This is a genomic window from Hyphomicrobiaceae bacterium (genome assembly GCA_041397645.1).
Lineage (GTDB): Bacteria > Pseudomonadota > Alphaproteobacteria > Rhizobiales > Hyphomicrobiaceae > Hyphomicrobium_B.
The window spans coordinates 2,758,824-2,772,459 of the sequence record JAWKWE010000004.1 but is presented as its reverse complement, the minus strand read 5'-3'; the positions used below and the strand labels follow the sequence as shown (position 1 = coordinate 2,772,459).

Below are 13,636 nucleotides of genomic sequence, written 5' to 3'. Positions count from 1 at the left end.
CGTTCTCGTTTGAACATGGAGGCGTTCCGGCATTAAGAAGCTATTTGGGGGCATATTGCATTTCACCGTTGCCGAACGACCAGTCCTCGCGGCCAGAGTCAACTAGGCTGATCCAGACGTCCTCCTTGCGAACGCCTGACTTCTCGTGAATCTCATCGGCGATGCGATGATAGAACTGCTTCTTGACTTCGGTTGAACGCCCACCCACCCAAGTGACCTGGATAAAAACAATATCCGACGAGTACGAAACGCCAAGATATCCATCATTCGGATAGATCAACTCGTCCAGGCTGTGTCGCGACACGATCTGGAATTTGTCATTGAGCGGAACCTTGGCGATATCTGTCATCGCGCCGTAGACAGCTTCGCTAATCGCGCGCACGCGACTATCGGGTGCATCTTTGCTCAGGTCGATTCTGACCAGCGGCATCTTTAAGTCCTCTCGAAATCAGAAGGGCAAGCCTCTTGCTCATTGGGCCAAGCATCAGTAGTACCCTTATCATCATGAGACAAATGCATAATAATCATGAAGTGTATGAGGATTTTTCAATGTGATCGACGATCTTCGAGCTCTCTTAGCGGTCGTAGAGACAAAGTCTGTCACGATGGCAGCAGATCGCCTGCACCTTACGCAATCCGCAGTGTCGCGCCGGCTTAGTCATCTGGAAGAGGTGCTAGGCTTGAGATTGTTCGATCGCACGACACGGTCTCCGGCGCCAACCGCCATGGGACGCCGGATAGTCGAGCAGGCAATTCCAATTCTCCGGGCTGTCGAGGATTTGGTCGCGACGACCCAAGAAAAAAGCGATCCTTTCGGGGTCATGAAGCTTGGAGTTGCCCAAGCAGTTGGCGAATTGGCGCTATTGCGAACCGTGCAGCGGCTCCAGACGGCTTTCCCAAAGCTCGACCTGCGCCTGCGTACAGATTGGAGCGGTGGACTTATTCGACAGGTAGAACAAGGTACATTGGACGCGGCACTGGTCCTCCTGCCCGCCTCCTTGCGCCCTCCGACCACACTCAGCGGTCGATACCTCGCTTCAGTCAAAACAGCGATTGTTCGGGCAAAAGGCGCCAAGAGACGCAAAGGACGGTTGCGTCTTGCTCAATTGTCGAACGAGGCATGGGTACTCAATCCTCTGGGCTGCGGTTACAGAGCAGCACTTGAAGCTGCGATGGGTCAGCACGAAGATGCTCTGCGTGTGGCCATTGATACGTTTGGTGTGGAAGCGCAACTGCGCTTGGTGGCGGCCGGTATAGGATTGGGTTTGGTGCCTCTTGTTGCTCTCGAAACGAGCGCGGTTCGACGCGAGGTTGTCGTCGTGGATGTCTCCGACTTTAGCTTGTCCTTGGATGTATGGTTGGTGCACCAGCGAGACCAGGGCAACATGCGCAAGGCATTCGATCTCGTGGCCGAAGTCGTTTCCGATCGGTTCGCCGTGAGTAAATAGCCGCTTATGGGCTTAGTCGCGAAAGATGGTTCGCAAAGCGACTGCCCGGAAGCCCAAGTTTAGATTGAAGGCCGTGCAAACTGCAGCTAGCGCCCCTACCGTTCGGAATTTGAGGAAAAAAGTCTACCGATAAGGCTCGTTTTACGTTCGACTTCGACAATGCGATATTCAAGCACGTCACGAATACTGATAAGTCCGACGAGTACGCCTTCCTGCACTACGGGAAGATGGCGAATCCGATACTTGCTCATGAGTGCCGCCACACTCGAAAGGCTGTGTGCCGGCGTACATGTGACCACCTTGCGGGTCATCAGCGCCGAAACCTTCAAAAGGTGAAGTTCCCCTCTACGATCAGCGAGGCTGTACGCGATATCGCGCTCTGAGATAATTCCGTCGATTGTCTTGCCGTCACGGCTTACGACCATGGCCCCAATACGTTGCTGCATTAATTCGCGGGAGAGTTGCCCGATGGTCTCGTCGGGCTCGATCATTCGGACATTCGAGCCCTTTAACGCCAGCACATCTCCAATGCTCATCAACATCCCGCGTCGCTCCTTGCGCTTAGCTGAAAGATCAATGACACGATTTCCCTTGGACATTGGGACCACGTTCGAGTCCTCCTGATCATCGACGGCCGCAAGCCAAATGTAGTCGAACAGAAAAATGCGAAATACCGACGAAGAATAAGGAACACACGCGCGAAAACAACATCTATCGAGCGGTGGCAGGAGAGAGGCAAATGTCGCGCGACATTCTGTGCCAAGATCAATTCGCAAAACATGCTGCAGCGCGTTCAGCGCATTGCGGTGCACTCACAAGCAGGATTGTACGGCTCATGCATCCAGTCGCTGCGCACCATTAAAAATCTGAAGGCCGATTCAGACCGGAAGAGATTGTTGCGAAGCTGCCGCAAGCCGACGTGCTCCGACCAGCTGCAAGACTGACGGAAGAATGAGCGCGACAAGCAGCGCCACAAGGCCTGAGACGATCATCCCGTAGCCGATGTCGACGAGCGTGATCTGCAGGGTCCAGTTGCGCAGTGTGGCGTAGTTGGTGAGTTCATATGTTCCATAGGTGAACAAGCCGAACAGTGCACCGTAGATCAAAGCCGACCCGATGGAGCCATTCTTGATCGCCGGGGCCACCGCGAACAGCACGAGCCCGGCCGGATACATCAAATAAAATGCGATGGCCGGGATTTTTCGAATGTCCTCGACGAGGATGTCGCCAAGCACCTGGCGGTAGAGGTAAGAGCCCATGGTCTTCAGCCATAAGATGTCGAGGATGACAAAGCCGACGAGGGCGAGCACGTAAGCCATTGCGTAGGTCATGGAGTAAGCTGCCTTCTTTTTGTCCTGCGCTCAAGAACGCTTGGCATGCCGTGTTGGATCAATAAATGCGGTCTGCGGCGATACATCGGCACGATCAGCGAATGCGAATGCCGTCGACAACTTTTTGTGATCTCACTCGCGTGCGGTGGCCGAATGCATTTGGGCGATACGTGCGTCAACAATCCAGGGATTGCGCACCAAGGCCCTCGCCGTATTTTGGGCGCTCAACATTCCGGTAGCTAGGAATGAAACCCCCGAATATGAAGGCTTGCTTTCCATTGTTAGCGACCTTTTGGAGGGATCCGATCACCGACTAAACCGGTTTAGACTTGCCGGGTGTATTTCGAGGCGGCGCGAAGCCATGATTATCGCCTGCGGTTCGGATTAGCAGACCCTGGGACGACCCCGTTTGCGCCTCCCCGCCTCAACCGTTAGCCTCACGCACTTGCTTTGCACGGGCCTCGGCCCGAATTTCGTCGATCGTGCGATCATGCAATTGCGGCCGCGTTGACACCTTGCCCGAACCGCACCGCGAGCATTTGAGGTGCTTGTGCGCGGACGGCACCTCGACGGCATCATCAAGGGCCCGCCAAGTTGTAAGGTCTTTCTCGACCTCATACCCGCAGCTTAGGCAATAGCACCATAGGCGCCGCCCAGCGCGTCGGAGATCGCCAATCGTAACAGGGGGTGAGGCTCGATCCATTTTGCTGGCCCTCGGGTGCCCTTCAGGTTGCCACAAGCATCCGGGGGCGGCCAACTACGTTCTACTCGTTTACAGGAAGGCTGCTCTACCTAGACGAATTAATATCCTCGACTGGAGGACGGCTTCGGGCCAAAAGCGGTCAACGTGAATTGGTGCCACCAAAACCCATCGAGCCGAGCGAATGGAAATTCGCTCGGCTCGATGGGTTTGGACCAAGGTTGCGGGTCAGGAGCGCGCTAGTGTTTGATTTGGCGAATGGATTGCTGAATCGCCAATTGGGGTCGTCATCTGGGTAACCGCCGGTCCGCGAGAACGCGGTCGATAAATGCATCTTTGGCAGCCCTGTATACGGCCATCGCGTGTCCTTCATACGCACTCTTGAGAGCATTGTATTCACGAACCAAATGCGGGGACGCGCAAAGTGCGTCGACGAATGCATGAAAGAAATCGAACGGACCATTGATGGCCGTGAGCTGGATGCCGAGGGGTGGATCAGTGGCGGTATCCACGAACGCAGCGAAATCCGCAGTGCGCACTGAACCTTGGTTGCGCGCAAATCGAGACGACAGAACGGTTTCGGCCTGTGCGAAGCTTTCGGGCGAGACACGTATGACAATGTCTAGGTCGCCTTTTGTGAGGCAGCCAGGAATAGCTGTCGCGCCGATGTGGCGGACATCCGCCGTGGGCAGCACGGTCTGAAGCCAAGCCCTGGTCTGCTCGTACAGATGCCCGGCCTGAACGTGCGCGAACTCTGGGTCAACCAATTTGAGGCGTGTTTCATTGCTCATAGGTGGGATGGTAGCCATAACCTACCCTCTGGCAAGGACGATGTCTTGGTCGGTCAAATGCGGTCAACGTGAATTGGGGCCCCAAAAACATCGAGCCGAGCGAATTGAAAATCGCCCGGGTCGATGTGCTTGAAACAACGTTGCGGGTCAGGAGTGCGTTAGAGCGCATCCGCAAAGAGTCAGCGCGATGATGGAGCAATTTCGATGGGATCTACGCTCGCTTTCAATCGACGTTCCGGCGTATCGTCACGCCGCTCTGCATTGAAAATAAGCCTGGTGTTGCGAAGGTTCGCCACCGCAATCGCAACCATATGGCTTTCGGTCTTGGCTGCTAGCCACGCGCGGAGTGACACGCCGACCGACGGCTCGGTGCTTCCATTTCCGGTACCGCCGTCAAAGAGCGTGGCCGGGCCGACGCTGCAAGACTCAAAGCTCGTTCCGTTTCCGACAGTCAATCATCTTTCGAAAGATGCGCCAAACATTCTGATTGTTTTGCTCGACGATGTAGGTTTTGGACTGCCCGATACGTTTGGCGGGCCAATCCACACGCCGACGCTCTCGCGGCTTGCAAGCTACGCCATCAGCTTCAATGAATTTCATACCACGGCGATTTGTTCGCCCACGCGCGCTTCGCTTCTTACCGGGCGAAACCATCAACGCGCCGGTCCCGGCACCATCGCAGAACGAGCGGTCAACTGGGACGGATACACGGGCCGCATTCCGCGCACGTCGGCAACTCTCGCGAAGGTTTTAGGATATTGCGGCTACAAGACCGCCGCATTCGGCAAGTGGCACAACACACCTGCCACCGGATCGATCAATGGCGTGCGGTAACGACTCCCGGTCCTCCAATTCGGCAATGAGGTTGTTCGGCGCTGGCCAAGCTACTTTGGTTCGTAAACTTGCCATTGCGGCAGGATGCGCCCGTTTTCAGCAGTCAACCGCAAGCGACCTTTCTTGCCGCCAAAAAGCGAAATGTCATCGGCGTGGCGCGACGCTATTCTGCGATCGTCGGCGAGGCACGCGAATATCGTTCGCATGATGTTGACCGGGGTGAGGCCTTGATACACTTGGTCGTCGCAAAGGCCCGCCGAATAAATGGCGATCATGATGCCAAAGCGGTCCAGAGTGACGATCTCGGGAGTAAAACCAGCCTCGGCAAAGGCTTGGTTTGGATCACCGGCACCCCAGATCTGATGGTATCTCATCGCGCCGTGGTCGCCGAAAATCGCAATGACCGCTGTGGGATCCAATGCCTTTATGCGGTCGATCGTTGCCAGCATGTGCTCGTTGGCACGCGCGGTCCGCTCGCGAAAATCTTTTTCGAAGCCCTTCAACTGCAACCACGGCAACCCCGGTGAATGCGCGGGCAGGTTGACGTGCGAAAATGTGAACCACGGCCCGGAACTCTTCTCTGATGCCACACGAATCCGTGCATCGAGCACCTCGCTTTGCGCCTCCACAGTCATGCGCCTTTTGCGGCCGCCCAGCTTGTTCAGGAATGGGATGTTGAAGATGCGCAACGCGCTTGATGAGGCTTCATCCGGATAAATGAACTCCTGATTGCCCCGCTCATTCACGAAATAGTCGAGGCTGTGGATCTGCTGCAGCCGGTAGCCATTTCGCTGTAGCGTTATGAAGACGGGGTTATGTGTCCGTCCCGCCATCATTGGCCGCCCGACGTGCGTATCCGCATTGCCGAACTCGAAGCGGTAGTAGTGATGGGCGCCGAGGAAGGTCGCCAGCGTCGTCTGCCAGGTGGAGTCGTAATTGCTGAAAGAGTGCAGAACCTTGAAGCCCCGCGCCTGGAGTGCGGCGTACTGAGCGCTGTTGTCCAAACTGAATATGCGCTCGTAGACGTCCTTGCTGCCGTAGGCGTCGTAGATGAAGAGATAGATGTTCGGCTTAGACTTGAATACCGCTGTCTCGAAGTCCTGTGCCAGAGTATCGGCCTTGGGAGGTCCGGCTGTCGCGACACTGGCAAGCCAATTGGCGGCAGAGACAGCAGAGAAGATCGCAAAGAAGGTCAAGAACGGGCGCGGCGTTACACGGCGAAAGAGCAGCACGATCGCAATCGCCATCGCACCATAAAGGGCGGCCAGCATCGCGCGGGAAGGCAGGGCCGCTTCAAGAGAGCGAAACAGCAATAGGGACGGGATGCCGGCAGCGGCGAGCGCAAACAGCGTGTCTCGCAATCCAGATTTTGAGCTAAGAGCCGAGAGCCGAGTCCGGCCGAGAGCGAAGTCCGCGGTGCGAACAATGAGTTCTAGCAGCACGCCCATGCTGATGCCGGCTAGCAGCGCCGCGCCAATGAGCCAGAGGCTCTTTTGCATGTGAATCGCGTACCAGTTCTGGGAAAGCACGAACAGCGTCGGCGCCACCGTCGCCAGGACAACGACACCCAGGTATTCCAACGTTGAGTGGCGGGTCTTCGAGGCCGGAGAGGACATTGCAAGCTCGCCTTTCTAGGTGTCCGTGCCGCTGCGTCGGTGCATTACGAAGAGCGTGCGGTCGGTGCCAGGAATGGCGTTGGCCCGAGTGATAGCGAACCGGTCGCCAAAAGCTGCTTCGAAGCCCTCTCGGCTGTAGTTTGGAAAAATATCCGGCCGGTTCGCCAAGAGACGCCGTACCTGCGAGTCTGATTTCGGCACGAACTCGATAATCAGCGCCGGCGTTTGGTTGGCCAGGAAGTCCGCGATGTAACTCAGGGGCAGGTTGTTAGAAATTGCCAGGTGATGGATCAGCGCGAGTGCAATGACCAGATCGGGCTTATTGCGGTCGAGCAGCGCTGGACGTTCCCTGTTCGCAAAGCCCACCGCAGGCGGAGGGTTTGTGACGTCGGCGATGAGCGGGAGTACATTGGAAATCTTATCCTTGCGGCAGCGAATGTAATTCTGATCGACAGCCCGCGGATCGATGTCCATGCAGATGATCTGCCCCGCAAGATCGGTCAGCGCGTGCGAGAACTCGCCATTATTGCCGCCGAGGTCCCAGACTGTGTGGGGTTCAATGCTCTGCACCATCGTCCGCAGTAGATCTTTCTTAGCGGATAACGCCTGATCGCTGTAATTCGTGTCGGCGTAGTAGTTTCCCCATTCGGTAAACTGATCCTTTGGCTCCAACCGCTCGATCAGATTCAGGAGGGAGTTGGCAATCGATTGAAATCCGCGCGCCGATAGCGTCCGTCCCCCGCCGACCCGCTTGTCTGCATCTGCATAGGATTTGGACATCCGCGCGTGCATGTGCAGGTGAATTTGTATCGAGGGGGACAACTCGGTGCGCCGCGGCAGCAAGCGGGAGACCAAATCGAGAGGTGGGCCATCGATGTACTTTTGCAGAATGCTGCCGAACGACAGATCCACGTACGACATCAGGAGCAATGGTCCTAGGAAATGGCGGCAGAATTGGCCGTAGGCCGGCCATGCGTTGTGATGCGCAATGGGATCGAAAGAGAGATGATCGATGAACTGCGGCGCGCCTTCGACGAACTGTATGTTAAAGGCGCTCGCATCCTTGAGCAAGAAACCGTGCTCAAGCGCCAACAACTGCAGACGCAACGTTGCCAGCGCTGCCTCCTTGAGCGCAGTGAAGCTCCATTCGTATGGATAGCTGATCGCATTGATTTGGCGTGGCCTCATCACTGTGCTGTGATCGCCCAAATGGATAGGGACGCTCATCCGCTCGCATATCTCGAACGGAAGTAGCAAACCCGCCGCGACGGCTGCTTTGAAAAGGCCACAGGTGTCCGCTGCCTTGAATACATCGGCGTACGAAGCATGGATGCAGCGGTAAATCTCGCCGGCCTTCCAAAACATGAACCCCGATGGATCGCGAAAGGACGCATAATCGCGGATTGCGTCCATCTGCTTTTCGGCGGCAGGAACTCCCGTCATGAACGATCGGCTGGAGTCGACTTCAAGCCGATCATCCGGCGGGCAAACTCCTTTAGCCGGTACCAGAATACGCGCACCGATGCGGCGGCGGTCAGAGCGCCAGCGATCACTATTTGGAGCACCAGGCTTCCAGTACCCGGATCGAGATAGGCGCTGGCCCATGTCGTCGATGCGACGAGCATGGCGCTCGCATACAACAATTTGGTCGACATCTTCTGCATCCCCGTTTCCCACCTTCGGCCAATCAGGTCGGGGAGCAATTACGACACTTCTGTGACGTGTTCGAAAGAAAATGGTGTGCCAATAGGAATTGCGTTGAAGCGTGTGGTTCTTTCATTCGTCAGTGTCCTACGGGCGATCGTCGGCGGGTGCCGTCAAGACCTGTACCTCATGCTGCCGCGTGATTTGCGTCAAACAGCCAATTATTTCCTTGAGTTGACCTGCGTAACTCGCGGTCGCTCCCTGTCGAGCGACCGAGCTGGAAACCGGCCATTGCGAAATCTTACAGGCGCCAAATTTCTACTGCGCGCCGAAAAAGCCACGGCCGTGGCAGTTGGGCATTTGCATGCTAGAGAGAGTTCCGTCCCGCATGCGATTCTGGGCCTCCCATGCCGCCCGGTGAACCGTACCGGCCAGCCGGCTAGCGCTGTAGATGGCGCGGTTGCTAAATATTTCGAAGTAGTGCGTGGTATGTCTGTCTGCGGCCTTCGCGTCCGCGAACGTGCGACCTTTCCCGATTGAACTTCGGTGCCCGGGGCTTCGCAACATCGACACGTGGGGATCGTTCGTTCGATACCCTGGCTGCTCTCGGCCGCGGCGACCCCGATGCTAAAGGCGAGAACGGAGTTCCGTTGCCGTTCAAGGTGACTGGCAGCAACGAAGGCGCAGCTCATTTTGGGTTCTCGACCAGTCTGCGGGACATGGCGCGCTATTCGGCCGAGACCGAAGCTCGCAAAGCCGGCGGCGTGGGACTCGGCCTCTCACCTGGCCTGGGTTCGTCCGTTGCGCCACTCTTCAATCCGTTTGACATCTGGATCGAAGGTAAGTTTTCGAGCTTCCATGACAACTCAATCATGAACACCAACCTCGATGGGCATTTTGGCCTCTTCTCGCGCGCGGGCGCTCAGTTGATCTGGAACTTTGCAGCAGCTGCAGGTAGTCGCGAGTCGAACCCGGCAGTCGCCACTTCGGGTATGGGTCAGACTCGTCGTTTGCGGTCGGCTCCATGACTGTTGGGCAGAGAAAGCGGTCATTGGTCTCCGCACTCGATAGGCACAAAGATCGGAGTTGCAGCACCGTTCCTATACCTCGATGAGTGGACATCGTCGGGTACAAGGCTATCGCGGTTTATCCGCGCCTTGTCTGAGCAAATTGGGAACTTGAAAGCGCTTTCGGAAGGCGCCGGGTGTCAAACCGGCCACGTGCTTGGAGAGCCGGCAAAAAATGTGGGATACCCCGTAGCCCCGCCCTGGGAAGTAGTCGGTTAGGTGGCAGCAAGCAACAATACTGCCACCCATTACGCTGATTACAAGGCGAGCTGAGCGTGGAGATGCTGCGAGACACAGCGAACGTGACGATGATCAGTGCCGCAACACCCACCGATGACGCGAAGATTGGGCAACAACCCTGCGAGATCGGCATGTAACTGGCCAAACTCGTCAGGATTGCCGTCGTCCAATGTCTCGGCAACGTCAAGTTCGGCATGGCTCAGGCGTGATGCATTCGCCCTGACGCCGCCGATGCGCGACACCCAGTTCCTTCCGGTGGCAACGGCATCGCGGAAATGATCCGGATGGGCACAGTTGACCATGTAGTAGCACGGTGCTTCGTTGGTGGCGGCGTCAACCGCCTGTATCGCATCGCCAAGTGGTTCGCCTGTCGGCAAATGGCCATCGGTTTCCACCGTGAACGAGACCACGACAGGCAGCCGCGCCTCTCTTGCAGCCTCTGTAATGCCGATAGCCTCGCTGGAATTCGTCATGGTGATCGCTGAGATCATGTCGACGCCTGCCTGCGCCAGGGTCTCGATCTGTGGCCGGTGTAGCCGGCTGGCCTCCTCGACATTCGATACCCTGCCCGGTGCATAGCCATCGCCAGCGGGGCCAATCACGCCATTGACGATTATCGGCGACACGCGCGATTGCCACGCCTTACGAATCTCTTTGGCGACGGTCACCGCATCGCGACTGAGGCGAAGCATATCTGCTTTCGACCGATTCAGTTTGGGGCCCCAATGCGTGCAGCCGCGCCAAGTATTCGTGTCAAGCACGAACCCGGTTCGGGCGTTCTCTGCCATAGCAAGGAAGCCATCAAAATAACGGCGCATCGCTTGGCGCGCTGCGTCATCGTCAAGCAGCACAATCGCCGCAAATTCTGGCGCCTCGAAGCCTTGCTGGAAGAACAGCCAAGTCTCAAAGCCACCGTCCGTCAGAAATGGTCGATCCGTCTTCAACAATTGGTTTACGCTGGCCATCGTGCAACTCCTTTCAACGAGGCTTCCGTCGAGAAGGGTATGCACGCTGCTTCCCTGGCGAGGAAAGCCCACTTGCGGTAGAGTCCAGGCGGTAAACTTTGTACCGATTTAACAATCGACTAGGTGTCTCGCATCGAGCGGGCGCAAAGGAGTGCAACGAAAACCATACCAGCGGTACTGTACCTGCGGTAAGGATTCTGGAGCCCATCGCTATGGCCCGTGGAAGCGAGACACGAGAGAAGATCATGAACATCGCCCAGGATGCCGTTCTGGCGAAAGGGTTCGATGCGACTTCGATCGAAGAGATCGTTGCCAGCGCTGAGATCACGAAGAGCGGCTTTTTCTACCACTTTCGCGACAAGAATGCGCTCGCTCGCGCACTCATCGAACGGCATATCGAAGTCGAGGATCGGCTTTTCGACGACCTATTCGCACGCGCGCGGGATTTGTCCGATGACCCCTTGCAGTCCGCCCTGATTGGACTGAAGCTCCTTGCAGAGCTGATTGAGGACATGCCCGGTGGGCATCCCGGTTGTGTTGTGGCGACCGCCGTCTATCAGGACCGGCTGTTCGATCGCGACGTGCGTGAAGCAAATCGACGTGCTGTTCTAGGTTGGCGTCGCCGTTTCCGAACGATGTTCGATGAAATCGCCGGGGCTTATCCAATCAATGATGACGTCGATCTCGATCATCTTGCCGACATGGTCAGCTCTGTCATTGAGGGTGGTCTTGTCATGTCTCGAGCGGTCGGAGAGCCGCACTTGACGGCGCAACAGATTCTCTTGATGCGTTCCTACCTAAAGCTACTGTTCCTACCCAGGGCACCGTAAGCTCAACCATGGCGGATTTGCCAAGAGTTCTTGGCCTGTGGCTTGGCAGAGATTCCGGACCTCGACAACGCAATCGAACTCGTCTCAAAACGGCTCTCGGGTGACGACAGCAGTAGCTCCGGAACCGGACCCAAGTGCGCCGATCGGCGACAGGGGGGCATTATGAGTACCGCTATCGCATAGACGCAGTTGTCAGAAACTTGCCGTCGGGTCCCTGGCGCTGAGGGCCAGAAGGAGACCTCAGATCGTGATCTGAGTTCCGATCTCGACGGCACGATCCGTCGGAATCCGGAAGTAACGCGAGGCATCGCTGGCGTGGCGGGCAAGAAAGATGAACACCCTAACCTGCCAAGTTGGAAGTTCGGAGCGTGTTGCTGGACGTAGAGTTCGTCGCGAAAGGTAGTACGACGTATCGCGTGGGTTGAGCTTGAGTCCCAGCCGGCGACGCAACAGTGCTCTCGGCACATTTGGTTCTTCCATGAAACCAAAGCGCAAGCGAACGATCGACAAATCGTCGGAGATGCGCTGCAGAACGCTCCTCTCGGCTTCTGGCAGTCGCGGCGTATCCGCCGCCTCGATGCAGACTACGATGTTATGTGAATGCAGCACCTTGTTGTGCTTAAGGTTGTGCAGCAGCGCCACTGGGATCGCATCCGGCCGAGCTGTAAGGAATACGGCAGTTCCCGGCACACGATCCTTGATCTTCTTCTCGAGCGTGGGCCAAAATTCCGCAACTGAAAGCTCCTCACGCCGCGCCTTCTGCTTAAGCAAGGCAAGCCCGCGCCGCCAAGTCACCATCAAAGCCAATAAGGCGCCGCCAACCAAAAGCGGCAGCCAGCCCCCCGCCATGATCTTCAGGGCGTTAGCGCCGAGAAACACGCAATCGATCAGAAAGAACGGTCCCATCACCAAAGCGGTTTTCCATACGGGCCAGCGCCAATATTCGCGTGCGATGACCGTTGCGAGGCATACTGTTACAACCATCGTTCCCGTTACCGCGATGCCGTAGGCGGAAGCCAATGCGCTAGAGTTGCGGAACGAAGCCGCTAGGAACAGTACGGCAATCATCAGTATCCAGTTGACAGCCGGCATGTAGATCTGCCCCTTCTCAGTTTCTGAGGTGCGCCGGATGTCGAGGCGAGGGAGCAGCCCAAGCTGAATGGCCTGCTGCGTAATCGAAAACGCTCCCGTAATGACGGCTTGGCTAGCAATGATCGTCGCGAGTGTGGCGAGGAATACGATTGGTATCAGTGCCCACTCAGGATAGAGGCGGTAGAAGGGGCTCTCCACCGCGGTGGGGTCAGTCAAAAGAAGCGCACCTTGTCCAAGATAGTTGATGGCGAGGGCAGGAAGAACAATGCAGATCCATGCCCCCTGGATCGGCTTTCGACCAAAATGTCCCAGGTCTGCGTAGAGAGCTTCAGCACCCGTAACCGTGAGAAAAACGGCACCCAACGCGACCACGCCGGCCATGCCGTGCGTCAACAGAAAGCCTGCTCCCAACATGGGATTGAAGGCCATAAGAATTCCCGGAACTCTTGCAATGTACGCAAGCCCCCCTGCTGCGAGCACAAGGAACCAGAAGAGTATGATCGGTCCGAACCACGCCGCGACCCTCGCTGTTCCCCGGCTTTGAACGCTAAAAAGCGCAACGATTACGCCCAGGCTGATCGGAAGTATGTAAGGCGTGAACGCAGGCGTAATGAGTTCGAGGCCCTCGACCGCCGAGAGGACAGAGATCGCCGGTGTGATGATGGCATCCCCGTAAAATAGCGCGGCGCCGGCCATGCCAAGAAGCGGGATGAACCATGTACCTGCGCCGACCGAACGTTCGGCGAGGGCCATGAGACTCAATGTGCCACCCTCCCCCTGGTTATCGGCCCTAAGCATCAAGACAACGTACTTAAGGGTAACGATGATGATGAGCGCCCACAACATGAGGGACAACACCCCCATCACCATGACCCCGGTCGGTTCACCTCCCTCCCTCGCGGCGTTCAACGATTCCTTCAGTGCGTAAAGCGGGCTTGTCCCGATGTCGCCATAGACCACGCCGATCGCACCGACGGCCAAGGCAAGAAAGCTCATCCGTTTCGCAGTGGGGAGATGAACATTGGCGGATTGAGCGGGATGCGCTACGGCATCAGTCATGGAAAGAATCCTCGAAGGC

12 protein-coding genes and 1 pseudogene are annotated in these 13,636 nt (G+C 56.9%); 4 read left to right on the top strand and 9 right to left on the bottom strand.

Annotated features, from left to right (window positions below):
• Positions 1 to 40: 40 nt before the first annotated feature.
• Positions 41 to 430, bottom strand: coding sequence for a tautomerase family protein (locus R3D51_12915; GenBank protein ID MEZ5900377.1), 390 nt, complete (start codon positions 428 to 430; stop codon positions 41 to 43).
• A 121-nt stretch (positions 431 to 551) separates the two neighbouring features.
• Between R3D51_12915 and R3D51_12910 the strand changes: the two genes are divergently transcribed.
• Positions 552 to 1,448 (top strand): LysR family transcriptional regulator, encoded by an 897-nt coding sequence (locus R3D51_12910; GenBank protein ID MEZ5900376.1) that lies wholly within the window; start codon positions 552 to 554, stop codon positions 1,446 to 1,448.
• A 95-nt stretch (positions 1,449 to 1,543) separates the two neighbouring features.
• Here R3D51_12910 and R3D51_12905 read toward each other — a convergent pair whose 3' ends face one another.
• From R3D51_12905 to R3D51_12895, 3 genes are all read right to left on the bottom strand, one after another.
• Positions 1,544 to 1,990, bottom strand: a complete 447-nt coding sequence (locus R3D51_12905; protein MEZ5900375.1) for a CBS domain-containing protein — start codon at positions 1,988 to 1,990, stop codon at positions 1,544 to 1,546.
• Between the two features lie 336 nt (positions 1,991 to 2,326).
• Positions 2,327 to 2,779 (bottom strand): DUF2177 family protein, encoded by a 453-nt coding sequence (locus tag R3D51_12900; GenBank protein MEZ5900374.1) that lies wholly within the window; start codon positions 2,777 to 2,779, stop codon positions 2,327 to 2,329.
• Positions 2,780 to 3,766: 987 nt separating this feature from the next.
• Positions 3,767 to 4,288, bottom strand: a complete 522-nt coding sequence (locus tag R3D51_12895) for a GrpB family protein (protein MEZ5900373.1) — start codon at positions 4,286 to 4,288, stop codon at positions 3,767 to 3,769.
• A 306-nt stretch (positions 4,289 to 4,594) separates the two neighbouring features.
• On the opposite strand from R3D51_12895, the pseudogene R3D51_12890 reads away from it, so the two are divergent.
• Positions 4,595 to 5,077, top strand: a pseudogene (locus R3D51_12890) (sulfatase-like hydrolase/transferase).
• 77 nt (positions 5,078 to 5,154) lie between these two features.
• On the opposite strand, the gene R3D51_12885 reads toward R3D51_12890, so the two are convergent.
• From R3D51_12885 to R3D51_12875, 3 genes are read right to left on the bottom strand one after another with little or no spacing between them, the layout of a single operon-like run.
• Positions 5,155 to 6,720 carry a hypothetical protein gene (locus R3D51_12885; GenBank protein MEZ5900372.1) on the bottom strand — a complete coding sequence of 522 codons (1,566 nt, stop codon included), beginning with the start codon at positions 6,718 to 6,720 and terminating at the stop codon, positions 5,155 to 5,157.
• Between the two features lie 15 nt (positions 6,721 to 6,735).
• The gene (locus R3D51_12880; GenBank protein ID MEZ5900371.1) at positions 6,736 to 8,163 is read right to left on the bottom strand and encodes a class I SAM-dependent methyltransferase; all 1,428 of its coding nucleotides are present in this window, start codon (positions 8,161 to 8,163) and stop codon (positions 6,736 to 6,738) included.
• Positions 8,160 to 8,375, bottom strand: coding sequence for a hypothetical protein (locus R3D51_12875; GenBank protein MEZ5900370.1), 216 nt, complete (start codon positions 8,373 to 8,375; stop codon positions 8,160 to 8,162). The genes R3D51_12880 and R3D51_12875 overlap by 4 nt, the downstream gene beginning before the upstream one ends.
• 525 nt (positions 8,376 to 8,900) lie before the next feature.
• Here R3D51_12875 and R3D51_12870 point away from each other — a divergent pair.
• The gene (locus tag R3D51_12870) at positions 8,901 to 9,392 is read left to right on the top strand and encodes a hypothetical protein (protein MEZ5900369.1); all 492 of its coding nucleotides are present in this window, start codon (positions 8,901 to 8,903) and stop codon (positions 9,390 to 9,392) included.
• A gap of 296 nt (positions 9,393 to 9,688) precedes the next feature.
• Here R3D51_12870 and R3D51_12865 read toward each other — a convergent pair whose 3' ends face one another.
• The gene (locus tag R3D51_12865) at positions 9,689 to 10,636 is read right to left on the bottom strand and encodes a homocysteine S-methyltransferase family protein (protein MEZ5900368.1); all 948 of its coding nucleotides are present in this window, start codon (positions 10,634 to 10,636) and stop codon (positions 9,689 to 9,691) included.
• 212 nt (positions 10,637 to 10,848) lie between these two features.
• On the opposite strand from R3D51_12865, the gene R3D51_12860 reads away from it, so the two are divergent.
• The gene (locus R3D51_12860; protein MEZ5900367.1) at positions 10,849 to 11,466 is read left to right on the top strand and encodes a TetR/AcrR family transcriptional regulator; all 618 of its coding nucleotides are present in this window, start codon (positions 10,849 to 10,851) and stop codon (positions 11,464 to 11,466) included.
• A gap of 240 nt (positions 11,467 to 11,706) precedes the next feature.
• On the opposite strand, the gene R3D51_12855 is transcribed toward R3D51_12860, so the two are convergent.
• Complete coding sequence (locus R3D51_12855) at positions 11,707 to 13,617, bottom strand: potassium transporter Kup (GenBank protein MEZ5900366.1); 1,911 nt, start codon at positions 13,615 to 13,617, stop codon at positions 11,707 to 11,709.
• Between the last annotated feature and the right edge of the window lie 19 nt (positions 13,618 to 13,636).